Below are 21,445 nucleotides of genomic sequence, written 5' to 3'. Positions count from 1 at the left end.
GCCCGGCCATGACGGCTGATAGTGATGCAAGCCCCCTCAACAAAAATGCGCGCCCTGCGTTTCCACATAGGCCGCATAGAGTGACTGGCTCGCGGTCATGAACAGCCGGTTGCGCTTCTTGCCGCCGAAACAGACATTGGCGCAGGTCTCCGGAAGCTTGATCTGGCCGATGCGCTGGCCGTCAGGTGCAAAGATCTGCACGCCGTCATAGCCCTCGCCGACCCAGCCGGCGCCGACCCAGATATTGCCTTCGGTATCGACGCGCAGCCCGTCAGGGAAGCCGGACTTGCCATCCAGCGTCATGTCGATCAGCGGCTTCGCATTGCTGAGCTTTCCGCCGTCCACGTCGTATTGCCACACCACATTCTTGGCATTGGGATAATGCGTGATGCCGGTATCGCAGACATAGAGCTTCTTGTAATCCGGGCTGAACGCCAAGCCGTTCGGCTTGAACGGTTCATCGGCGACCTTGTTCACCTGGCCGCTCGTTGGATCGATGCGATACACCGCTTCCTTCTGGTGCGGCTGCGTGACGCCCGCCGCGGCGCGCTGGCCCTCATAGAGATTGATGGCGCCGTAACCGGGATCGGTGAACCAGATCGCCTTGTCGATCGGATTGACCACCATATCGTTCGGCCCGTTCAGCGGCTTGCCGTTTGCCTGTTCAGCCAGCGTCGTGACGCTGCCATTGTGCTCGAAGCGGACAAGGCGCGTGCGCTGCGCGCTGAGCTGGCGGCCCTCGGTGTCAAACGAATTCCCGTTGCTCTCCTCGGATGGATAGCGGAAGCGCTCGGAGATGTGGCCGTCATCGTCGAGATAACGCAACTGGCGATTGGCAGGGATATCGCTCCAGATCAGATACTGACCCTGTGCATTCCACGCCGGTCCCTCCGCCCACAGGCAGCCCGTATAGAGCCGCTTGATGACGGTGTTGCCGACTCTCGCCTTGAAGCGATTGGCGTCGATGACGACGATATCAGGATCGGGATAGCGCTGCGGCTCCGCACCGCGACCGAAGTTGCGCGCGAGTGCATCAGGTGCGATCAGCGTCGTTGCTGCTAATGCAGCGGCGCTGCCTAGGATATTTCTGCGACTGAGTGAGTTGGATATTGCGGCGGGGTGAGCAGAGTCGTGCGAGAGCTGAGTTGGCATCGTCGTCCTCCCGGCTTTTCTGGTTTTCTCCAGCCGTTGCCGGGAGTTTAAATACCGTTGCGACGGGGATGCTACACAATTCGATGCTGCCGCGCGATCATGGCGGTGCACAAGCGCGCATCGCAGCGCAGTGAACGTTTTGATAGTTCCGCGCGACCAACACCAAAGCCCTCATTTGATGCGCGGTTCCCCATGTCGTCGTTTCGCTGTCACATATGTGTTGCAGTCGCTTCTGCAGCATTGCTGTTCGCCACATCATTGTCAGCGCACGCGGATAATGGATGTCGCCCGCCGATGGATCAGCGGATGATCGCGGGCTGTAGCGATATCATCGATCATGCCGGCGCAGCGGATGCCGAGCGCTCCGAAGCGCTTCGCCTTCGCGCTATCGGGAACTTCGAACTCGGCCATATGGAGGCGGCGCGCGCGGATTTTACTGCGTTCATCGCACTCAATCCTGATTTTGCGAAAGGCTATGGCGCGCGCGCCATGGTCCACAACCGCCTCGACGAATTCGATCTGGCTATCGCGGATGCTAACAAGGCGATCGCCCTCGATCCCACTTACGCCTCGGGCTTCGGCTCGCGGGCGAGCGCTTATGAATCCAAGGGCGATTTCGTGCGGGCGCGCGCCGATTATGACAAGGCGATTCGCCTGCAGCCGGGCAATTCGTCCTACCATCGCGGACGCGGAATGTTGCGCAAGAGATTGGCCGACATCGATGGCGCGATCGCAGATTTCTCGGAAGCCATCCGCGTCGATCCGAAAGACTATGCGGCGTTCGCATTACGCGGTAACAGCCGTGCCGCCAAGAAAGACTTTAGCAAGGCGCTGGCCGATTACGACGCTGCGCTGCAGATCAAGCCCGGCGACACCTATGCCCACCGTGGTCGCGCTGACGTCAGGATTCGACAGGGCGACAATGACGGCGCGATCGCGGATTTCGACGTCGTTCTGGCCGGCGATCCGAACGACGTCGGCGCCCATGTTGACCGCGGCATCGCCTTTGCGCGCAAGGGCGATTTTGCCGGCGCGATCCCGGACCTGGACGCGGCGCTAAAGCTGAGGCCGGACGATCCCGACACCCGTAACCGGCGATCGCATATGAACTTCATCGAGGGACATTTCGCCGAGGCTGCCGCCGACTTCGGCGATGTGGTCGAGAAGACGCCGCAATACGAACTGGGCAAGCTGCTGCGCTACATCGCGCGGGCGCGTAGCGGCGATTACGATATTGGCGAGCTGAAGCGCAACACCGACACGCTCGATCGGAAGGGCTGGCCGTGGCCGATGGTGGCGGTCTATCTTGGCCAGATGACCCGCGACGAGATGCTCGCCAAAATGAAGGACATGCGGCTCGACGACGACTTCGGCCCTTGCGGCGTGTCGTTCTATCTCGGTCAGTATCTGATGGTGAAGCACAAGCCGCAGGAAGCGTTGCCCTATCTGAAACAGGCAGCTGAGGTGTGCCGGGGCGACGGCGAATTCGAGCGCGATGCGGCGCGGAATGAACTCAAGCGACAGCAGGCGTCGCGCTGATCAATAAAAAAGGGGCAGCGTCACCGCTGCCCCTTCGACATTCGCTAGCAGGCGAAATCAGACCTCGTGTCTGTCCGACGCGAAGATCGCAATCAGTGTGATCACCGCGGCGGCAAGCACGTAATAGCCGATGTAAGCGAGCCCGTAATTCGCCTGCAGCCAGGTGGCGATGTAAGGCGCCAGCGAGGCACCGAAGATGCTCGCCAGATTGAACGTCATCGACGCGCCGGTATAGCGCACGGTGGTCGGGAACGGGGCCGCGAGTGCGGCGCCGATCAGGCCGTAATTGATGCCAAAGATCGCCAGACCGATCAGCGCGAAGGCATAGATGCCCGCCACGCCGCCTGACAGCAGTGGTGCCAGGAAGAACGAGAACACGATCACCATCAGGCAATTGGCGATCAGCAGCGTGCGGCGACCGATCTTGTCGGCGAGCAGGCCGGCCAGAATGTTGGTGGTGCCGAAGGCGACGGCGCCGGCGATCTGCACCTTGAGCGCGTCGAGCAGCGACATCTTCGCGATACCGACATTGTAGGACAGCAGATAGGCCGTGCAGACATAGAAGAACACGAAGGTCATCAGACCGACCAGCGTGCCGAGCACGAGGCTGCGCTTGTGCTTGCGCAGCAGCTCCATGCTGGGGACGGCAACGCGCTCGGCCTTCTCGATTGCCTTCTGGAATTCCGGCGTCTCGGTGATCGACAGGCGCACCCACAATCCGATGGCGATCAGCACGATGGAGGCGAGGAACGGCACGCGCCACGCCCAGCTCAGGAACGTTTCCGGCGAAACGAAATGCAGCAGGATGAAGAACGTGCCGGACGACAGGAACAGGCCGAGCGGCGCACCGAGCTGCGGGAACATGGCGTACCAGTTGCGCTTGCCTTCCGGTGCATTCTCGGTGGCGAGCAGCACTGCGCCGCCCCATTCACCGCCGAGTCCAAAGCCCTGGCCGAAACGGCACAGCACCAACAGCAGCGGCGCAGCGAGGCCGATCTGCGCATGCGTCGGCAGCAGGCCGATCAGCACGGTCGAAATGCCCATGGTGAGCAAGGCTGCGACCAGCGTGGTCTTGCGGCCGACGCGATCGCCGAAATGGCCGAACACGACGGCGCCGAACGGACGCGCAAAGAACGCGATCGAGAACACCGCGAAGGACGCGAGCAGCGCGGCGGTGTCGTTGCCGGCCGGGAAGAACAGTTTTGGAAACACCAGCACCGCGGCGGTGGCATAGACGTAGAAGTCGAAGAATTCGATCGTGGTGCCGATCAGGCTCGCCAGCAGAACGCGGGCGGGGGAATTCAGCGGCTTGGAATGCGGCATGGCCGCGGAGGGCATCGCGCCCGCGTGATCTGTCATGATGTTCGTCCAGCAAATGCGGTTTCGTCCGCACATGCGTGACGTCAAACCCGTTGATTGCTGGTGACATAGCCGGTCTTGGCCGGCGTTTGAATTCTTTATGACGAAATTAGCGCGATCTCGGGTCAGATAAGACCGCTATGCATAGCTATTTGAGTAATATTGTTTCGTTTTCGATTTTGGGTTGTGGAGATGGTCGGTATGTCGGCGGCAAGAGGGCGCCAACCTCTCCACGTCATGCCCGGGCTTGTCCCGGGCATCCACGTCTTCACCACATGCAAAGGTAAGGCGTGGATGGCCGGGACAAGCCCGGCCATGACGGAGTGGAAAGTGCTTTACACCGGATCCCAGCTGAAGATGTCAGCCGAACGGTCGAGCTTGTAGAACGATGACTTCAGCGCCGGCATGCCGTGTTCGGCGAGGCTCTGCGGGGTCCAGCCTTCGGCGCGGTGGATGGAGCGCAGCGGGCGCGACTGGCCCATCAGGAAGATCTCGTTCATGCGGGCGGCAAAGATCTGTCCGGAGATTTCCTTGGCGTCGTCGGAGAGCAGATGCGCCACCAGCGGTGCGATCTTTTCCGGACCCATGCGCTGCATGCGCTCGACGCGGGCCTTCTCGGCTTCGGTCTCGGTCGGGATGCTGCCGATCATGCGGCTCCAGGCGAAGGGCGAGACGCAGTTCGAATTGACGCCGAAGCGTCCCATGTCGAGCGCGATGGACTTCGACAGGCCGACGATGCCGAGCTTGGCGGCCGAATAGTTGGCTTGGCCGAAATTGCCGATCAGGCCCGAGGTAGAGGTGAAGTGCACGAACGAGCCGGAATTCTGCTCGCGGAAGTAACGTGCGGCGGCGTGCGAGGTGTAGAACGAGCCCATCAGATGGACCTTGATCACCATCTCGAAGGCATCGATCGACATCTTGTGGAAGATCGCATCGCGCAAAATGCCGGCATTGTTCACCACGCCGTCGATCTTGCCGTAGGTGTCCACGGCCTGCTTGATGATCTTGCTGGCCGGGATCGCTTCGGCAACCGACTCGAAGTTTGCAACGGCGGTGCCACCGGCTGCTTTGATTTCCTCGACGACCTGCTCGGCCGGAGCCGCGCCATCGCCGCCCGAACCGTCGGTGCCGACGCCGGGATCGTTGACGACAACCTTGGCGCCTTCAGCGGCGCAGAGCAGCGCAATGCCGCGGCCAATGCCGCGACCTGCGCCGGTGACGACAATGACCTTGCCGTCGAGTGATTTGGTAGATGCCATGTGGTGGTTCCTCTTGGTGGTGGTGTTGTGTGTTCTGGTTCGTCATTCCGGGGCGCGAGCGCCACTTGGCGATCGCGAACCCGGAATCTCGGAGTGATGAACACTGCGGGATTCCGGGTCTGCACTTCCGTCGGCTTCGCCGACTTCAGCGCATCCCGGAATGACGAGGTGAGTTACTTCTCGTTCGTAAAAATCACCGTCCCCGACGCGGCGAACATGCCGCCGACGCCGTGGCACACGGAGATCTTCGCGCCAGGCACCTGTGCCGGTGCGATGCCGCGCATCTGTCGCACGCTCTCCTGCAGCGCATACATGCCGTACATGCCGGAATGCATATAGCTGAGGCCGCCACCATTGGTGTTCATCGGCAGCTTGCCGCCGGGGCGGGTGTTGCCATCCGCGATGAATTGGCCGGTTTCCTCATGCGGCATGAATCCGAGATCGCCGAGACCATACAGTGGCAGATGCGCGAAGGCGTCGTAGATCATCAGGTGATCGACGTCCTTGTGCGCGATTCCTGCCTCGCGGAATGCGGTCGGTCCGGCCACGGCGAAAGCGCGCGATGAATCGAACGTCTTCATCTGGCTGACCATCGGCGTTTCCACGCTCTCACCGGTGCCGAGAATATAGACCGGCTTGTTCGGGAAATCCTTGGCGCGATCCGCCGAGGTCAGGATCAGCGCGCCGCCGCCGTCGGTGACGAGGCAGCATTGCAGGATGCGGAACGGATAGGCGATCATCTTCGAGTTCAGCACGTCCTCGACGGTGATCGGCGCCTTCATCATCGCGCGCGGATTCTTCGCGGCCCATTCGCGCTGGAACACGGCGACGGATGCGATCTGCTCATGGGTGATGCCATGCGTCTTCATGTAGCGCAGGACGGGGATCGGGAACATGCTCGGCGGACCGTAGACCCCATAGGGCGCCTCGAACTGGCCCTGCAGACTGTCTGCCGGAATCGAGCGTGGCAATTTGCCGATCATCGACTTGCCGGACTCCGCGTGCGTGATCAGAACCGTCTTGCACAACCCGGCTTCGATCGCGGCGGCCGCGTGGCGAACATGCAGCATGAAGGAGCAACCGCCCACCGATGTGCCATCGACCCAGGTCGGCGTGATGCCGAGATAATGCGCGATCTGCTGCGGCGTCTCCACCGCGGTGGCGATGCCATCGATATCGGACAGCTTCAGCCCGGCATCCTTGATGGCGTTGAGCGCCGCATCCGCGTGAAGCTGGATCTGCGACATGTTCGGGATGACGCCGAGCTCGGTGGTCTCGGCTGCGCCGACAACGGCGACTGCATTTCTGCGCATGATCTCAGCCCTTCGCCGGACGGAATACGGGGAGGGTGATGGCGTCGTCGAGCTTCTCGAAGGCGACCTCGAGTTTCATGTCGAGTTCGAGCGCTTCGGGCGTCTGCGGGCAATCGATGATATTGCTCATCAGCCGCGGGCCTTCGTCGAGTTCGACCACGGCGATCGCGTAAGGCGGCGTGAAGCCCGGCGCGGCGGGCCGGTGATTGATGACGTAGCTGTAGAGAAAACCTTTGCCGGAGGCCTTGAACACCGACACCTTGCGCGAGGCGCAGCCGGGGCAAAACGGCCGCGGCGGAAAATACACATTGCTGCAATCGTCGCAGCGCTGCAGGCGGAGTTCGCCGGCTTTGGCGCCGTCCCAATAATGCTGGGTTTCCGGTGTCGGTTTCGGCCGCGCGCGGGCTGGTTCAGCCATGTCTCGTGTTCTCTCCCTTGGACGGGGATTTGGCCCCGTTCGTTGTCCTCTGGATGGACATTCCACATTCCACCGGGGGCGGTCCAGCGCGCGGGCTGCATGGCCGTATCTGCCCACTGCGGGGCGGCGTGGAATTCAGGTTGAAATACGTGCGAGGCTTGTCCCGCTGCAACCAGGCAGGGTAGGTTGGTACGGATGGTTGAGGGAGCATGACGTGAAGCTGCGCGAGATCGCCCATTCCCGCACAGGTGACAAAGGCAACATTTCCAACATCTCGGTAATTGCCTTTGACGCAAAGCTATATCCGTTGATAGTATCGCAAGTGACCGCCGCGCGCGTGAAGGCCCTGTTTGCGGGCATCGTCGCGGGCGAGGTGGTCCGCTATGAACTGCCCAATCTGGCAGCCTTGAATTTCGTCATGGATCAGGCGCTTGGCGGCGGGGTGACGCGATCGCTGGCGCTCGATGCGCATGGCAAATCGCTCAGCTCCGCGCTGCTTGATCTGGAAATCGAGGACACTTTCGGCGATACCGACCGGGCGCCGTGACCACCTGCGGGTCCGGCAAGACACACAGGATGCCGCGACCATGAGCAACGACTTCCACCAGACCGCACCGACCCTCGCCAGCCTGGCCGCCGACCTTGCCGCCGGTCGCACCACCTCCCGCAAACTGGTCGAAGCCTGTCTGGCCAAAATCGCCGATCCGAACGGCGAGGGCGAGCGCACCTTCATTCATGTCGACAAGGATGCAGCTCTGGCCGCCGCCGATGCCATGGACGCGCTGCGCAAAGCCAATGCCGCGCCGTCGCGCTTTGCCGGCATTCCGATCTCCATCAAGGACCTGTTCGACATCAAGGGTCAGGTGACCCGCGCAGGCTCCCGCGCGCTGGACGATTCCGCACCCGCCGACACCGATGCGCCCACCGTCGCGCGTCTGCGCCGCGCCGGCTTCGTGGTGATCGGCCGCACCAACATGGTCGAATTCGCCTATTCGGGCATCGGCACCAATCCGCATTACGGCACGCCGAAGGGGGCGTGGAAGCGCGAGGTCGGCCATGTGCCGGGCGGCTCATCCTCGGGCGCCGCTGTCTCCGTGCTCGATGGCATGGCGCATGCGGCATTGGGTACCGACACCGGCGGTTCCTGTCGCATTCCGGCAGCCTTCAACGGCATCGTCGGCTACAAGCCGACGCAGCGCCGTGTGCCGCTCGATGGCGCGGTGCCGCTGTCCTTCACGCTCGACAGCATCGGCCCGCTCGCGCGCTCGGTCGCCTGCTGCGCGGCGATGGATGCGGTGCTGGCCGGCGAGCCCGAATTTGAACTCACCCCGCGTCCGATCAAGGGCATGCGTCTTGCGGTGCCGACCACGCTGGCGATGGACGATCTCGATCCCGTCGTGGCATCGGCTTTCGAGCGCGCGCTGAAGAAGCTGGCCGACAAGGGCGCGATCATCGAGCGCATCGAGGTGCCTGAATTCAACGACATCGCGCCGATGAGCACCAAGGGCGGCTTCACCGCTGCTGAATCCTATGCCTGGCATCGCTATCTGCTCGCCAGCAAGGGCGACGTCTATGATCCGCGCGTCGCACTGCGCATCCAGCGCGGCGAGACCCAGAATGCCGCCGACTATCTCGACCTCCTGCCGATGCGCCGTTCGCTGATCGCGCGCACCGAAAAGCGCATCGCGCCTTACGATGCGCTGGTGTTGCCGACCTGCGCGATTACGCCGCCGTCGATTGCCGACATGGCTGACGACAAGGTGTTCTCCAAGCAGAACCTGATGGCGCTGCGCAACTGCACGCTGATCAACATGATCGACGGCTGCGCCATCTCGCTGCCGATCCACGCCAAGGACGAAGCCCCTGTCGGCCTGATGCTGGCCGGTGCCGGCGGCTCCGACCGCCGCATCTTCGAACTCGCCGCGGGCATTGAAACCACCGTTCGCGGTTAATCTCTAAAACTTGAGGATACACGCATGACCACCGAGATCGCGTTCACGCTGGACGCAAAAGGCACCAAGACGCCGCTGACGCTCAAGATCACGCAAGGCGTCATCGCCGGCTGGACCGGCCGCGATCCCGTCGCGCGCGATCATCACATCAAGGAACTCGAGGCGCTCGGCATCGCGCCGCCGGCCTCGACGCCTATCTACTATCGCTGCTCGGCGCGCCGCTTCACCACCGATGGCATGATCGAATGCACCGACGAAAATTCGTCGGGCGAAGTCGAGTTCTGCCTGTTCGCGTCGGGTGGCAAGACCTATGTCGGCGTCGGCTCCGACCACACCGACCGCAAGGTCGAGACCTACAACATCACCGTGTCGAAGCAGATGTGCGACAAGCCGATCGCACCGGTGGTGTGGGAGCTCTCGGACCTGCTTCCACATTGGGACCAGATCATCCTGCGTTCCTGGGCCACCATCAAGGGCGAGAAGGTTCTCTACCAGGAAGGCCTGCTGAGCGGCATGCTGCCGGTGGCCGAACTGATCAAGAAAGGTTTCGACAGCGACAAGCTGCCAGACGGCACCGCCATGTTCGGCGGCACCTTCGCCGCCAAGGGTGGCATCCGCCCGGCCGATCGTTTCGATTACGAGATCGAAGATCCCGTGCTGAAGCGCAAGATCAGCCATGGGTATGATGTGAAGACGTTGCCGGTGGTGGGATAACCACACGCTCGTCGTAGTCCTACACTCGTCATTCCGGGGCGCGGGCAGCGCGAGCTGCACGCGAACCCGGAATCCCGACGTGTTTGGCTCCCGGAGACCCCCATGCCGAGATTCCGGGTTCGCGACCGCCAAGTGGCGCTCGCGCCCCGGAATGACAGTGAGAGGCATCCGGAAATCGGGTGGCTTCGCTCGCCCATCTCCCCAAAATGGCCAGATGGCCATGACACGCTGATCGCGGCCGGATGACGGAGGCGATGACATGGTTTCGCTCGCAAAGAAGAGTACCGAACGCGGCGACCTCGTGCAGTCGCGCGTCGACGCCATCGACTGGCAGCGTATCTCTGCCGATCTCGACGCGCAGGGCTGCGCCGTCTTCGACAAACTGCTCACCGCCGATGAGTGCCGTCACCTCGCATCGCTCTATCCCGACGATCCCCGTTTCCGCAGCCGCATCGTCATGGGCCGCCACGGCTTCGGCCGCGGCGAATACAAGTATTTCAATTATCCGCTGCCCGATCCGATCGCCGGCCTGCGTCCGGCGCTCTACGGACCATTGAGCACGATCGCCAATCGCTGGAACGCAACGATGGGGATCGACGTCCGCTTTCCCGCCGATCACGCCGCGTTCCTCAAGCGCTGTCACGACGCCGGACAGACCCGGCCGACGCCGCTGCTGCTGCAATATGAAGCCGGCGACTACAACTGCCTGCATCAGGATCTCTATGGCGAACACGTGTTTCCGCTACAGGTTGCGATCCTGCTGTCGGAGCCGTCGGAGGATTTCACCGGCGGAGAATTCGTGTTGACGGAGCAGCGGCCGCGCATGCAGTCGCGCGCCGAAGTGGTAGACTTGCGGCAGGGCGATGCCGTGGTGTTCGCCGTGCATCACCGGCCGGTTGCCGGCACGCGCGGCAGCTATCGCGTCAATCTGCGCCACGGCGTCAGCCGGGTGAAGTCGGGCCGGCGCCATACGCTCGGGGTGATCTTTCACGATGCGAAGTGACGGGACGACTGAACAACCGCGATGACCGACCTGTTCGCCGATATCAGGGATGACCAGCCTCCGTGCGAGCAGCTCGCTGAGGGAGCCGTTCTGCTGCGCAACTTCTTCGCTGCCGAACAGCCGGATGTGATCGCGGCGCTGCGTATGATCGTGAAGGCGGCGCCGTTCCGCCATCTGGTCACGCCGGGCGGTCACACCATGTCGGTCGCCATGACCAATTGCGGCCGGGTCGGCTGGGTGTCTGACGCACGCGGTTATCGCTACGACCCCGTCGATCCCGAGAGCGGCAAGCCATGGCCCGAGATGCCGGCGCCGTTTCGCGATCTCGCCGCACGTGCGGCGGTTCGTGCCGGCTTCGAGGCCTTCGTGCCCGATGCCTGCCTGATCAATCGTTACAAGCCCGGCGCCAAACTCTCGCTGCACCAGGACAAGGACGAGCTGGATCTGCGCGCGCCCATCGTCTCGGTCTCGCTCGGCCTGCCAGCGACATTTCTGTTCGGTGGTCTCACCCGCAGCGCGCCACAAAAGCGCTATCGTCTGACCCATGGTGATGTCGTGGTCTGGGGCGGCCCGGCGCGGCTGGCCTATCACGGCGTCGCGCCGCTGCCGGACGGCGAACATCCCGTCATGGGCGGCCAGCGCATCAATCTGACTTTTCGCAAGACGCAGTGACGCGCTGATCTTCCCCTCTCCCCTTGCGGGAGAGGGTGGCTTCGCGAAGCGAAGACGGGAGAGGGGTAGCAGCGGAGCTCCAGCATTACCCCTCGTCCGGCACGGCCTTTGGCCGCGCCACCTTCTCCCGCCTAGCGAAGCTTCGCTTCGCGCGGGGGAGAAGGGAAGGAAGAGAAGCGTTGAACGCTTTCCTTGGCTGCCGCGACCATTCTATGGTCGGGTGGGGCGAGGGGACCATGAGCGAGCAGGACGAACCGGCACACAGGCCGCCACCAGCAATGGCGCGGGCGTCTATCTCGCCGTGCTGCAACTGGTCTTTACGCTCGGCTGGGTCACCTATGTGATCTATCTGCCGAAGCTTGCCGCCGATGTCGGCATTGCCCCCACCGTCGTGATTGTCATCCTGATGCTCGATCAGGCGATCTTCACCGTCACCGATACGGCGATGGGCCTGGTCGCTGACAGGATCGCGCGCGTGGTCGGGCGGCTCGGTCTTATTGTCGGCATCCTGACCGCAGTGTCCTGCGCAGCCTTCGTCGCGCTGCCTTTCGTTGCCGGGCAGGGACCGAAGGCGCAAGTCGCGCTGATCGCATTGATCGTGATCTGGTCGGCGACATCCTCCGCCTTGCGCGCGCCGCCGCTGACATTGCTCGGCAAATATGCCGTGCGCCCGTCGCGGCCGTTTCTCGCGGCATTGGCCATGCTCGGCTATGGCGTCGCCGGTGCGCTGGCGCCCTATCTCGGCGCAACATTGCGCGGCGTCGATCCGCGGCTGCCTTTCGTTGTTGCCGGCGTGGTTTTGCTGATCGTGACGTTGGCGCTGTCGCGCGTCGAGCGCGGCCTCGTGCAGGTCAGCGCGCGTGAAGCGAAGGCCTCGCCGGCGCAAGGCAACGCGCTCGGCCGCATGCCCATGCTGTTCATCGCTGCCATGGTCATTCTCGCGCTCGGCTTCCAGCTGCATTTCAGCATCAACAGCGCGCCGATGTTCCTGCGTTTCGCCAAGCCGGCCGATCTGGAATGGCTGATGCCGATATTCTGGATCGGCTTCAACATTGCGATGTTTCCAGCCAGCGCGGTGGTCAAGCGTCAGGGCGGCATCATCGTCATCGGGGCAGCCGGATTGCTTGGCGCGCTTGCGGTGATCAGCGCCGAATTCGCTGTGAATCTCAACATGCTGATCGCTGCGCAATTCATCGCTGGCGCGGCATGGGGCTGCATGATGATGAGCGCGGTGTCGGCGGCGATGGCGATCGGCGAGACAGGCGCGGAAGGCAAGGTCATTGGTCTCGTCTTCTCGGCGCTCGCACTCGCGACCTTCGCACGCATGGCCGCCGTCGCCGGCGGATTGCAGAAGCTGCCGGACTATGCGCCGTTGCTGCACTGGGCGCCCGTCGCATGCTGGGCGGTCGCCGGTGCTGGACTACTGGCGCTCGCTGCGGTTCGGCTGCAGCGGCGGAGCGCATCGATACCAGTCGTCTGATGCTTTCCGCGCGTCGGAATTCGATTTAATCGGTCGATTAAATTTCGCTGGCCAAGGCATTCGGCCGCTATTACGCTTTCCTCAATAAAAACCAGAACGAGGAAACGACAATGACCCGAATGGGCATATTGGCTGCCATTGCTGTTGCTTGCCTGAACGGTTCGGCGCTTGCCGAACCCATCACCAAACCTCTCACCATCGCCGTGCTGAACGACAAGAGTTCGGTATTCTCCGATGCCGGCGGCACCGGCAGTGTGGTTGCGGCGCAGCTTGCGATCGACGATGTCGGCGGCAAGGTGCGCGGCCTGCCGGTGAAACTGCTCGGCCCCGATCATCAGAACAAGACCGATATCGGCGTGTCGCTGGCGCGCGATCTCTACGATCAGCAGGGCGTCGATGCGATCTTCGACATCGGCAATTCGGCGATCTCGCTGGCGGTGCAGAACATGGCGCGTGAGCGCGGCAAGGTGCTGGTGCATGTGGGTTCGGCCACTGCCGACGTGTTCGGCAAGCAATGCGCGCCGACCGCCGCGATGTGGCTGTACGACACCTACTCGCTGGCGCAGGGCATCGCCAAGGCCGTGGTCAAGCAGGGTGGCGACACCTGGTATTTCATCACGGCAGATTACGCGTTCGGCATCGCCATGCAGGCGGAAGTCTCGAAAGTGGTGGAAGCCGCCGGCGGCAAGGTCCTCGGCGCGGTGAAGCATCCGGTCGGCACGATGGATTTCTCGTCCTTCCTGCTACAGGCGCAATCCTCCGGCGCCAAGGTGATCGCGCTCGCCAATGCCTCGGGCGACACTGTCACCAATATCAAGCAGGCGCGCGAATTCCAGATCGGCGAGGGCAAGCAGAAGCTCGCCGTGCTGATCTTCTATCTCACCTCGGTGAAGGCGCTCGGCTCCGAAGCCACGCAGGGCGTGCAGTATCTCGAAGGCTATTACTGGGACAATGACGACAAGAGCCGCGAATTCGGCAAACGCTTCATGGTCAAGCACGGCAAGATGCCGACCCATGCGCAGGCCGGCGTCTACAGCGCCGTGAAACATTATCTGCGCGCTGCGGAAGCCGCCAACGAGAATGACGGTCTGAAGGTGATGCGTCAGATGAAGGCGATGCCGGTCGACGACTTCTTCGCGCCGGGCGCCCGCGTGCGCGAGGACGGCCGGCTGATGAACGACATGCTGCTGGCGGAAGTGAAGAAGCCGTCGGAGGTCAAAGGCGAGTGGGACCTGCTCACCATCAAGGGCAAGGTGAAGGCCGAAGACATCATGCGGCCGATCGCGGATGGCGGCTGCACGCTGCTGGATCCGCCGGTGAAGCAGTAATAACACCTCTCACCCCGCACCGTTATGCCCGGGCTCGTCCCGGGCATCCACGCCTTCTTCGCTCAAACCAAGACGTGGATGGCCGGAACAAGTCCGGCCATGACGATCGAGAGAGTGGAGGTCCTTACGGCTTCTTCGGATGAATGAACGCCCACGGACTGACTTCCGAATCGCGCGGCACGTCGATCGCGATCAGATACGGCCCGCCATCGGCCAGTGCCTTTTCCAGCGCCGGCTTGAACTCCGCCGGTGACGTCACCCTGATAGCACCGACGCCGAATGACTCCGCGAGCTTGACGAAATCCGGATTGACCAGATCGGCGGCCACTACGCGGCCGTCGAACACCTGCAACTGGTCGCGCCGCACATTGCCATAGGCATTGTTGTTGAACACCAGCGTCACCACGCCGATCTTGAACTGCACGGCCGTCGCCAGTTCCTGCACCGCGAACATGAATCCGCCATCGCCGGTGATCGCAACGACAGGCCGGTCCGGCTGCGCCACCTTGGCGCCGAGCGCGGTGGGAAAGCCCGAACCGAGCGTGCCCTGATAGCCCGAGGTGATGAAGGTGCGCGGCTGATAGACCGGAAAGCCGAACCACGACGTGAAGCCGACCTGCGAGAGCTCGTCGGTGACGATGGCATTGTCGGGCAGCACGTCGCGCAGGATGTCGAGATAGGCCATCTGCGGCTGGATCGCCTGGATATCTTTTTGCGCTTTCGCCGAGGCTGCGCGGATCGTCTCGCGACGCCCGGCCGTCTTCGTATATCCGGCCTTGCTTACGGCGGCGACCAGCGCGCGCGTTCCTTCTGTAGCATCGGCAACGATCGGCGCATCGACCGTGAGCCGTCGGAATTCGACGGGATCGATATCGATGCGGATAGACTTCAGCCCCTCCGGCCGGAACGGCCAGCGGAACGTGGTCGGCAATTCCATCCGCGAGCCGATGCCGATCATGAGATCGGTCTGCGGCCACAGATTATAGGCCGCGGCCATGGTGAGGCCGAGCTCATGGGCATTGCTGACGATGCCGCGGCCGGATCGGAACGCAACCACCGGCGCGTCGATCATCTCCGCGAGTGCGAGGATGTCGTCGCCCGCATCCATCGCGCCCGCGCCGACAAAGATCATCGGCGATTTGCTCGCCTTGATCAGCGCGGCGGCGGCTTTGATGCGATCGGGATCGGGCGAGGGCGCAGCGAATGGTTCAAGCGTCGTCGCTGCGGCGGTTTCGGCACGCTGCGTGAACACATCCCATGGCATTTCCAGCGCCACGGGGCCGCGGCGGCCGGACATCATCTCCTGAAATCCGCGCGCCACTTTTGTTGGTGCGTCCGCGGGATAGTCGATGCGCTCGGCCCATTTCACGAAACTGCGAAGTGTCGCGAGCTGGTCCGGCATCTCATGTAGATGACCGCGGCCCTTGCCAAGGTAATCACTCGGCACCTGACCGGTGAGACACATCACCGGCTCGTTGCAGCCGAAGGCTGTCAGCATCGCCGCGCTGGCATTGAGAATGCCCGGGCCGGGCACCACGCTGAACACGCCAGGCTCGCCGGAGGCGCGGGCATAGCCGAACGCCATATAGCCGCAGGCCTGCTCGTGGCGCGCGCCGATGACGTTCAGCTTGGCCTGATGAAAGGCGTCGAACAGGCCATAGACCTGCGCGCCGGGCAAGCCGAACACCGTGTCGACGCCGTGTGCCTTGAGCCCGCTGACGATGGCTTCGCCACCGGTGAGAACAGTCATGCGTATTCCAATCCGTTAGTGTTCGTCGACGACGCCATTGCGCAGCGTGCCGATGCCATCCGCCTTGATCTCGATCACATCGCCGGGGGTAAGATAGCGGGGCGGATCGAAGCGTGCGCCGGCGCCGGTCGGCGTGCCGGTGACGATCACGTCGCCGGGCACGAGGGTCGTGAAGGTCGAGATATAGCTCAGCAGATAGCGGAAGCTGAACATCAGCCGCGAGGTCCGATCGTCCTGCCGTAGCTCGCCGTTGACATGCGTGGTGAGGCGGATATCGGCGATCTGGCTTTCATCAGTGTAAGGCACGACCCACGGCCCGAGGCTGCCGGTGGAGTCGAAATTCTTGCCTTGGGTGACGTTGAACTTGGCGTGCCGCACCCAGTCGCGGATGGTGCCTTCGTTGCAGAGCGTCAGCGCAGCGATGTGGTCCAGCGCATCGCCCTCGGCGATGTGTCGCCCGGCCTTGCCGATCACCAGCACCACTTCGCCTTCATAGTCGAGCTGCCTGGAGACGCGCGGCCGCACCAGCGGCGCCTCATGCCCGACGAAGGAGCGCGGCGTGCGCATGAACATGCTCGGATATTTCGGCGCGTCCTGACCGTCCTTGTATTCGGCATTGCGGTCCGGATAGTTGACGCCGATGCAGATGATCTTTTCCGGGGCGGGGATCGGCGGCTGCCAGGTGATGCTCTCCAGTGCAAAATCCGCAGGCTGGTTGGCCGCGGCATCTGCGAGGCGATGCAAGGCCCCATGGGCGATGGCTTCACGCAATGTTGGATAATCCCCGCCGTAGCGCGCGGACAGATCGACGATCCCGTCGTCGGTGACGGCGCCGTATTTCAGCGTGCCATTGACGGTGAAGGTGGCGAGGCGGGAGTGGGTCATCGCGCGTATTCCTCACACTCTATTGTCATCAATCCGCAATCGTCACATCCGCCACGAAAGCCGGCTCACGCACGGCCTGCCCATTGAACGGTGACCCCTGTTCAAACCACGAGCGCGGGGCGGGTGCGCCCCACAGGGTCTGGCGGCGCGGGTCCTTCAGCGACCAGCGCAGGGGCTCGTGGTCGGTGTCCATGGTCTGGTAGTCTGACGTGTAGAGTTCGAGGCGATGGCCGTCGGGATCGCGCACATAGAGGAAGAACGCATTGGAGATGCCGTGGCGGCCGGGGCCACGCTCCAGGTTCTTCAGATAGCCCGATGACGCCATCACGTCGCAGAGATGCAGGATGTTCATCGCGGTCGGCACCCAATAGGCGAAGTGGTGCAGCCGCGGCCCTTTGCCATTGGTGATGGCGAAGTCGTGCACATTGCCCTTGCGATGCATCCAGGCCGCGGCGATGCGGCCATTGTCGCCGTCCTCCTCGCCATATTCGGTCAGCCGGAAGCCGAGCCGCGCATAGAAGTCGACGGTGTCCTGCACCTCGGCGGCGAAGACGTTGAAATGATCGAGCCGCTGCGGATGGCAGCCCTTGTAGAGGTCGAAGCGGCGCAGCAGATGCGGACGCTTCTCCATGGTCGCATAAAGTTCGATCTGGAAGCCGAACGGATCGGTGACATGCATCGTGCGGCCCTGAAACGGGCGCTCGACGAAGGAATAGGTGATGCCGTTGGCGGCGAACCAGGCGGCGGCCTTGTCGAGATCGTTCTCGCTGGCGACGCGAAAGCCGAGACGATGGCACGCAGCTGTTGCCGCCTTGCGCAGCACCAGCGAGTGATGCTGGTGCTCCTCCACGGCGCGCAGATACACCGTCTCGCTGTCGGCGTCCTCGACATGCAGGCCGACCGCGTTCTCATAGAATGCGCGGCTGGCCTTGAGATCAGTGACATCCAGCACGACATGGCTGGAGCGCAGGATGTTGAAGGGCGGATCGAACACGTGGGTCGGCACGGGCATGGCGTTTCCTAGCGTTTTTATCTCGTCATTCCGGGGCGCGTGCGCACTAGCGCACGTGAACCCTGAATCCCGATATGTTCATCACTTCTCGATGCCGGGCGATTCAGAGGGTGATGAACCGCACAGGATTCCGGGTTCACGTGCGGAAGGGCGCACGTGCCCCGGAATGACAGTCTAGATACCGAGGCGTTGTATCTTATGCGTCCCCTTCGCGAGCGAGACGTGTTTCGTTTCCATATAGAAGTCGAATGAATAATCGCCACCGTCGCGGCCGATGCCGGAGGCTTTCATGCCGCCGAATGGCGTCGGCAGGTGGCGGACATTTTCCGAATTGAGCCAGATCATGCCGGCTTCCAGCGCATCGGCGACGCGTAGCGCACGGCCCACATCATTGGTCCAGACATAGCCGGTGAGGCCGTATTGCACGGCGTTGGCGATTTCGATCGCGTCCGCTTCGTTGCTGAAGGGGATCACTGTGAGGAACGGGCCGAACACTTCCTCCTGCGCCACGCGCATGTCCTTGTGTGCGCCAGTCACCAGCGTCGGCTGCACGTAATGGCCGCCGCCGGGGCCGTCATGCGGCTTGCCGCCGACGGCAATGGTCGCGCCGTCCTGCCGTGCGATGTCGAAATAGCTGCAGACCTTGGCGTGATGCCGCTCATGGATCAGCGGACCGACTTCAGTCCGGGGATCGAGCGGATGCCCGACCTTCAGCGCTGTCACGCGGGCCGTGAGCTTCTCGATGAATGTGTCAGCAATGCTCGCCTGCACCAGCAACCGGCTGGACGATGTGCAGCGTTCGCCATTCAGCGAGTAGATCATGAACACCACGGCATCGAGCGCGCGGTCGAGGTCCGCATCGTCGAACACGATCACCGGATTCTTGCCGCCGAGTTCGAAATGCACGCGCTTCAGCGTCGGCGCGCCCTGCGCCATGATCGCGGAGCCGGTGGCGCTCTCGCCGACGAATGCGATGGCCTTGATGGCCGGGTGTTCGGTCAGCGCCTTGCCGGATTCTTCGCCGAAGCCATGCACGGTGTTCAGCACACCGTCGGGCAGGCCGGCCTGCTTGGCGAGCTTCGCCAGCAGATCCGCGGTGACCGGCGACCATTCGGCCGGCTTGTGAACGACCGTGCAGCCGGCGGCCAGCGCCGGCGCGATCTTCCAGGTGGACAGCATGAACGGAGTGTTCCACGGCGTGATGACGCCGACCGGGCCGATCGGCACGCGAGTCGAGACATTCCAGTGCTCATCCGCCGGCATGTTGAGGCCGTCGCGGGCCTCGGTGCATTTGTCGGCATAGAAGCGGAAATTCTCGGCGCCGCGGATCGCGGCCTTGGCCATGAAGCGATGCGCCTGGCCGGTATCGATACATTCCAGCACGGCGATGTCGTCGGCATTGTCCTCGATGGCATCGGCGACGCGATGCAGCAGCTTCTTGCGCGCGGTCGGCGCCATGTCGCGCCATTCCCTGAAGGCGCGATGGGCGGCCTTGGCGGCACTGTCGATATCCGCTGCCGTGCCGCGCGCGACCTGTGCCAGCACGGTGCCATCGATCGGCGATGTCGTCTCGAACACCTCCCCCGACGATGACGGTACGATCTGGCCGTCGATAATATTGCCGATGCCGTCGGCCGTGAGCTTTTTCAGCAGCGGCGCGGCGCGTTCCTGATTGGCCGCGAAGACGGCGGCTGGATCGGCAGGGGTCTTAGCCATTGTTGGCCTCGGCTTTCAGCAGGTCGTGAATAGGATTGCGCTTCCAGCTCGTCGTGCTGTCATTGATCTGCATGTCGAAGGACAATGCGAATCTGCCGGACGCAAAGACGTTGTCGAGATGGGTCGAGACCACATCGAAGATATGCGCACCGGCATTCTGGCGAACCTCGAGCGACCGGCCTTCGCCGATCCGCAGCAGAATATCGAGAAAGCTGAGGCCGGCGCGGCCGTCGGCGATGGCATAATGCTCGCAGCGGATCGCGCGGACGCGGATGCCGCCGAGCGGAAAGATACCGGTCTGCACCGCAGCATTGCGGATGACCTCGCAAAGCGCGCTGATATCGATCGCGCCGTCGAGATTGGCCGAATATTCGATGGTGAAATGCGGCATGGTGCGTGATCCCTGTTCAGCCGAAGTAGCAGCTCACGGTGCCCCATGGGCCATAGTCCGCCTGGATCGTGTCGCCTTTGCGGGTCTCGATGGGGCGAATGAACGAGCCGGCGAGAACGACCTGACCGGGTTCCAGCGCTAGCCCATGCGGCGCGATCTTGTTGGCCAGCCAGGCGACGCTGGTGGCGGGATGATTCAGCACACCAGCGGCCAGGCCGGTTTCTTCGAGCTGGCCGTTGCGATGGCACATGGCGCCGACCCAGCGCAGGTCAGTCTCCAGCGGACGCATCGGCCGGCCGCCGAGCACGATCCCGGCATTCGCCGCATTGTCGGCGATGGTGTCGAAGATCTTTCGCGTGGCTTTGGTTGCGGCATCGACGCGCTCGACACGCGTGTCGAGGATCTCGAGTGCCGGGACCACGAAGTCGGTGGCGTTCAGCACGTCGAACATAGTGCAGTCTGGCCCGGACAAGCGCGTCTTCATCACGAAAGCCAGCTCGGCCTCGACCCGGGTGGCGATGAAGCGATCGGTGGGAACGATGCCGCCATCGGCGAAGAACATGTCGTCGAGCAGCACACCGGAATCCGGCTCGTCGATATTCAGTGCGCTCTGCATCGCCTTGGAGGTGAGGCCGATCTTGTGGCCGCGCACGATGCGACCCTCTGCGACCTTGATCTCGATCCAGGCCTTCTGGATCGCGTAGGAATCGTCGATGGTGATGCCGGGATGATCCAGCGATAGTTGACGGATCTGCGTCCGCGTCTTCTCGGCGTGATGCAGGCGCTGCGCAGCGCTTGATATGTCTGAAGAGGTGAGTGCCATCGCGTCGTCATCCCGCGCAGAAAAGCCGCGCGGAAAACCGATTAACATGTTAAGTTGTTGCGATCAAACCCCGGCCGTGACAATTCGATTGTGCGTTGCACACTGGGATGCGCCAGAATCATCTTATAGAGGCGATCATGACGACAGCATCGAAGCCACGGACCGCCGCCAAGTCCGCCGCGAAAATCCCGATGCGCGACTTCTCGCAGTCGCTGCCGATGTCGCTGCTGCGAACGCGGGAATCGGTGATGCGACATTTTCGCCCATCGCTGCGGGCGCATGATCTCACCGAACAGCAATGGCGCATCCTGCGCGCGCTCGCGGCATCGGGCGAGATCGAGGTGACGGAACTCGCGCGGGTCGCCTTCTTGCTGGGGCCGAGCCTGTCGCGCATCCTGCGTGATCTCGAAGGGCGCAAGCTGATCGAGCGGCGCTTGCTGAAGGCCGATTTGCGCCGCAGCATTGTTTCGATCACGTCAAAGGGATTGAAATTGATTGAGGCCGTCGCGCCCACATCGGAGGCAATCTATGCCGAGATGACGAAGCGCTTCGGTGCGCGCAAATTGTCGGACCTGCAGGCTTTGTTGCATGAGTTGGAAGCCGCGCTGCTGGCCATGCCTGCTGCCGATGGGGCGGAAGACGATGACGCTGGTGAATAACTGATCTGCATATTTTTGCG

General features: G+C 62.9%; 20 protein-coding genes. 9 read left to right on the top strand and 11 right to left on the bottom strand.

Annotated features, from left to right (window positions below):
* Window positions 1–36: 36 nt before the first annotated feature.
* On the bottom strand, window positions 37–1,152 hold the full coding sequence (locus SFY93_RS24710) for an SMP-30/gluconolactonase/LRE family protein (protein WP_320444965.1): 1,116 nt from the start codon (window positions 1,150–1,152) through the stop codon (window positions 37–39).
* A gap of 306 nt (window positions 1,153–1,458) precedes the next feature.
* Between SFY93_RS24710 and SFY93_RS24705 the strand changes: the two genes are divergently transcribed.
* Window positions 1,459–2,691 carry a tetratricopeptide repeat protein gene (locus SFY93_RS24705; protein ID WP_320444964.1) on the top strand — a complete coding sequence of 411 codons (1,233 nt, stop codon included), beginning with the start codon at window positions 1,459–1,461 and terminating at the stop codon, window positions 2,689–2,691.
* A gap of 57 nt (window positions 2,692–2,748) precedes the next feature.
* Here the strand turns inward: SFY93_RS24705 and SFY93_RS24700 are convergent, their stop codons facing one another.
* The 4 genes from SFY93_RS24700 to SFY93_RS24685 all read right to left on the bottom strand — a co-directional run bounded on the left by SFY93_RS24700 (window position 2,749) and on the right by SFY93_RS24685 (window position 7,040).
* The gene (locus SFY93_RS24700) at window positions 2,749–4,050 is read right to left on the bottom strand and encodes an MFS transporter (RefSeq protein WP_089265109.1); all 1,302 of its coding nucleotides are present in this window, start codon (window positions 4,048–4,050) and stop codon (window positions 2,749–2,751) included.
* 335 nt (window positions 4,051–4,385) lie between these two features.
* Complete coding sequence (locus SFY93_RS24695; RefSeq protein WP_120291267.1) at window positions 4,386–5,309, bottom strand: SDR family NAD(P)-dependent oxidoreductase; 924 nt, start codon at window positions 5,307–5,309, stop codon at window positions 4,386–4,388.
* Window positions 5,310–5,482: 173 nt separating this feature from the next.
* Window positions 5,483–6,622 (bottom strand): thiolase C-terminal domain-containing protein, encoded by a 1,140-nt coding sequence (locus tag SFY93_RS24690; RefSeq protein WP_320444963.1) that lies wholly within the window; start codon window positions 6,620–6,622, stop codon window positions 5,483–5,485.
* 4 nt (window positions 6,623–6,626) lie between these two features.
* Window positions 6,627–7,040: a Zn-ribbon domain-containing OB-fold protein gene (locus tag SFY93_RS24685; protein ID WP_320444962.1), complete on the bottom strand. Its 414-nt coding sequence runs from the start codon at window positions 7,038–7,040 to the stop codon at window positions 6,627–6,629.
* Between the two features lie 214 nt (window positions 7,041–7,254).
* Between SFY93_RS24685 and SFY93_RS24680 the strand changes: the two genes are divergently transcribed.
* The 7 genes from SFY93_RS24680 to SFY93_RS24650 all read left to right on the top strand — a co-directional run bounded on the left by SFY93_RS24680 (window position 7,255) and on the right by SFY93_RS24650 (window position 14,189).
* Window positions 7,255–7,587, top strand: a complete 333-nt coding sequence (locus SFY93_RS24680; protein WP_068735784.1) for an AtuA-related protein — start codon at window positions 7,255–7,257, stop codon at window positions 7,585–7,587.
* 40 nt (window positions 7,588–7,627) lie between these two features.
* Complete coding sequence (locus SFY93_RS24675; RefSeq protein WP_320444961.1) at window positions 7,628–8,992, top strand: amidase; 1,365 nt, start codon at window positions 7,628–7,630, stop codon at window positions 8,990–8,992.
* A gap of 24 nt (window positions 8,993–9,016) precedes the next feature.
* Window positions 9,017–9,706 carry a DUF2848 domain-containing protein gene (locus tag SFY93_RS24670; protein WP_320444960.1) on the top strand — a complete coding sequence of 230 codons (690 nt, stop codon included), beginning with the start codon at window positions 9,017–9,019 and terminating at the stop codon, window positions 9,704–9,706.
* 259 nt (window positions 9,707–9,965) lie between these two features.
* Complete coding sequence (locus SFY93_RS24665) at window positions 9,966–10,709, top strand: 2OG-Fe(II) oxygenase (protein WP_320444959.1); 744 nt, start codon at window positions 9,966–9,968, stop codon at window positions 10,707–10,709.
* Between the two features lie 21 nt (window positions 10,710–10,730).
* Window positions 10,731–11,381 (top strand): DNA oxidative demethylase AlkB, encoded by a 651-nt coding sequence (gene alkB, locus SFY93_RS24660; protein WP_320444958.1) that lies wholly within the window; start codon window positions 10,731–10,733, stop codon window positions 11,379–11,381.
* Window positions 11,382–11,601: 220 nt separating this feature from the next.
* Complete coding sequence (locus tag SFY93_RS24655; RefSeq protein ID WP_414716969.1) at window positions 11,602–12,861, top strand: MFS transporter; 1,260 nt, start codon at window positions 11,602–11,604, stop codon at window positions 12,859–12,861.
* Between the two features lie 110 nt (window positions 12,862–12,971).
* A complete protein-coding gene (locus SFY93_RS24650; protein WP_320444957.1) occupies window positions 12,972–14,189 on the top strand; it encodes an ABC transporter substrate-binding protein in 1,218 nt (405 codons plus the stop codon).
* A 124-nt stretch (window positions 14,190–14,313) separates the two neighbouring features.
* Here the strand turns inward: SFY93_RS24650 and SFY93_RS24645 are convergent, their stop codons facing one another.
* The 6 genes from SFY93_RS24645 to hpaH all read right to left on the bottom strand — a co-directional run bounded on the left by SFY93_RS24645 (window position 14,314) and on the right by hpaH (window position 20,766).
* Window positions 14,314–15,939, bottom strand: coding sequence for a thiamine pyrophosphate-dependent enzyme (locus SFY93_RS24645; RefSeq protein ID WP_320444956.1), 1,626 nt, complete (start codon window positions 15,937–15,939; stop codon window positions 14,314–14,316).
* Between the two features lie 15 nt (window positions 15,940–15,954).
* Entirely contained in the window at window positions 15,955–16,824 is an 870-nt protein-coding gene (locus SFY93_RS24640) for a fumarylacetoacetate hydrolase family protein (RefSeq protein ID WP_320444955.1), read from the bottom strand.
* A 28-nt stretch (window positions 16,825–16,852) separates the two neighbouring features.
* Window positions 16,853–17,836, bottom strand: coding sequence for a 3,4-dihydroxyphenylacetate 2,3-dioxygenase (gene hpaD / locus SFY93_RS24635; protein ID WP_320444954.1), 984 nt, complete (start codon window positions 17,834–17,836; stop codon window positions 16,853–16,855).
* Between the two features lie 174 nt (window positions 17,837–18,010).
* A complete protein-coding gene (gene hpaE / locus SFY93_RS24630) occupies window positions 18,011–19,552 on the bottom strand; it encodes a 5-carboxymethyl-2-hydroxymuconate semialdehyde dehydrogenase (protein WP_320444953.1) in 1,542 nt (513 codons plus the stop codon).
* Window positions 19,545–19,943 (bottom strand): 5-carboxymethyl-2-hydroxymuconate Delta-isomerase, encoded by a 399-nt coding sequence (locus SFY93_RS24625; protein ID WP_320444952.1) that lies wholly within the window; start codon window positions 19,941–19,943, stop codon window positions 19,545–19,547. Before SFY93_RS24625 ends, hpaE begins: the two co-directional genes overlap by 8 nt.
* Before the next feature lie 16 nt (window positions 19,944–19,959).
* Window positions 19,960–20,766, bottom strand: a complete 807-nt coding sequence (hpaH, locus tag SFY93_RS24620; RefSeq protein WP_320444951.1) for a 2-oxo-hept-4-ene-1,7-dioate hydratase — start codon at window positions 20,764–20,766, stop codon at window positions 19,960–19,962.
* A gap of 137 nt (window positions 20,767–20,903) precedes the next feature.
* Between hpaH and hpaR the strand changes: the two genes are divergently transcribed.
* Entirely contained in the window at window positions 20,904–21,425 is a 522-nt protein-coding gene (gene hpaR / locus SFY93_RS24615; RefSeq protein WP_231079978.1) for a homoprotocatechuate degradation operon regulator HpaR, read from the top strand.
* Window positions 21,426–21,445: the final 20 nt, after the last annotated feature.

The organism is Tardiphaga sp. 42S5 (assembly GCF_034044155.1).
GTDB classification, from domain to species: domain Bacteria; phylum Pseudomonadota; class Alphaproteobacteria; order Rhizobiales; family Xanthobacteraceae; genus Tardiphaga; species Tardiphaga robiniae.
Note: the sequence above shows the minus strand (reverse complement) of the source record. Positions and strands in the feature narration are given on the sequence as shown.

What these genes read in the sequence shown, in the direction of transcription:
- SFY93_RS24710 (WP_320444965.1), bottom strand. Translation starts at nt 1,152, where the DNA reads ATGCCAACTCAGCTCTCGCACGACTCTGCTCACCCCGCCGCAATATCC.
- SFY93_RS24705 (WP_320444964.1), top strand. Translation starts at nt 1,459, where the DNA reads ATGATCGCGGGCTGTAGCGATATCATCGATCATGCCGGCGCAGCGGAT.
- SFY93_RS24700 (WP_089265109.1), bottom strand. Translation starts at nt 4,050, where the DNA reads ATGACAGATCACGCGGGCGCGATGCCCTCCGCGGCCATGCCGCATTCC.
- SFY93_RS24695 (WP_120291267.1), bottom strand. Translation starts at nt 5,309, where the DNA reads ATGGCATCTACCAAATCACTCGACGGCAAGGTCATTGTCGTCACCGGC.
- SFY93_RS24690 (WP_320444963.1), bottom strand. Translation starts at nt 6,622, where the DNA reads ATGCGCAGAAATGCAGTCGCCGTTGTCGGCGCAGCCGAGACCACCGAG.
- SFY93_RS24685 (WP_320444962.1), bottom strand. Translation starts at nt 7,040, where the DNA reads ATGGCTGAACCAGCCCGCGCGCGGCCGAAACCGACACCGGAAACCCAG.
- SFY93_RS24675 (WP_320444961.1), top strand. Translation starts at nt 7,628, where the DNA reads ATGAGCAACGACTTCCACCAGACCGCACCGACCCTCGCCAGCCTGGCC.
- SFY93_RS24670 (WP_320444960.1), top strand. Translation starts at nt 9,017, where the DNA reads ATGACCACCGAGATCGCGTTCACGCTGGACGCAAAAGGCACCAAGACG.
- SFY93_RS24665 (WP_320444959.1), top strand. Translation starts at nt 9,966, where the DNA reads ATGGTTTCGCTCGCAAAGAAGAGTACCGAACGCGGCGACCTCGTGCAG.
- alkB (WP_320444958.1), top strand. Translation starts at nt 10,731, where the DNA reads ATGACCGACCTGTTCGCCGATATCAGGGATGACCAGCCTCCGTGCGAG.
- SFY93_RS24650 (WP_320444957.1), top strand. Translation starts at nt 12,972, where the DNA reads ATGACCCGAATGGGCATATTGGCTGCCATTGCTGTTGCTTGCCTGAAC.
- SFY93_RS24645 (WP_320444956.1), bottom strand. Translation starts at nt 15,939, where the DNA reads ATGACTGTTCTCACCGGTGGCGAAGCCATCGTCAGCGGGCTCAAGGCA.
- SFY93_RS24640 (WP_320444955.1), bottom strand. Translation starts at nt 16,824, where the DNA reads ATGACCCACTCCCGCCTCGCCACCTTCACCGTCAATGGCACGCTGAAA.
- hpaD (WP_320444954.1), bottom strand. Translation starts at nt 17,836, where the DNA reads ATGCCCGTGCCGACCCACGTGTTCGATCCGCCCTTCAACATCCTGCGC.
- hpaE (WP_320444953.1), bottom strand. Translation starts at nt 19,552, where the DNA reads ATGGCTAAGACCCCTGCCGATCCAGCCGCCGTCTTCGCGGCCAATCAG.
- SFY93_RS24625 (WP_320444952.1), bottom strand. Translation starts at nt 19,943, where the DNA reads ATGCCGCATTTCACCATCGAATATTCGGCCAATCTCGACGGCGCGATC.
- hpaH (WP_320444951.1), bottom strand. Translation starts at nt 20,766, where the DNA reads ATGGCACTCACCTCTTCAGACATATCAAGCGCTGCGCAGCGCCTGCAT.
- hpaR (WP_231079978.1), top strand. Translation starts at nt 20,904, where the DNA reads ATGACGACAGCATCGAAGCCACGGACCGCCGCCAAGTCCGCCGCGAAA.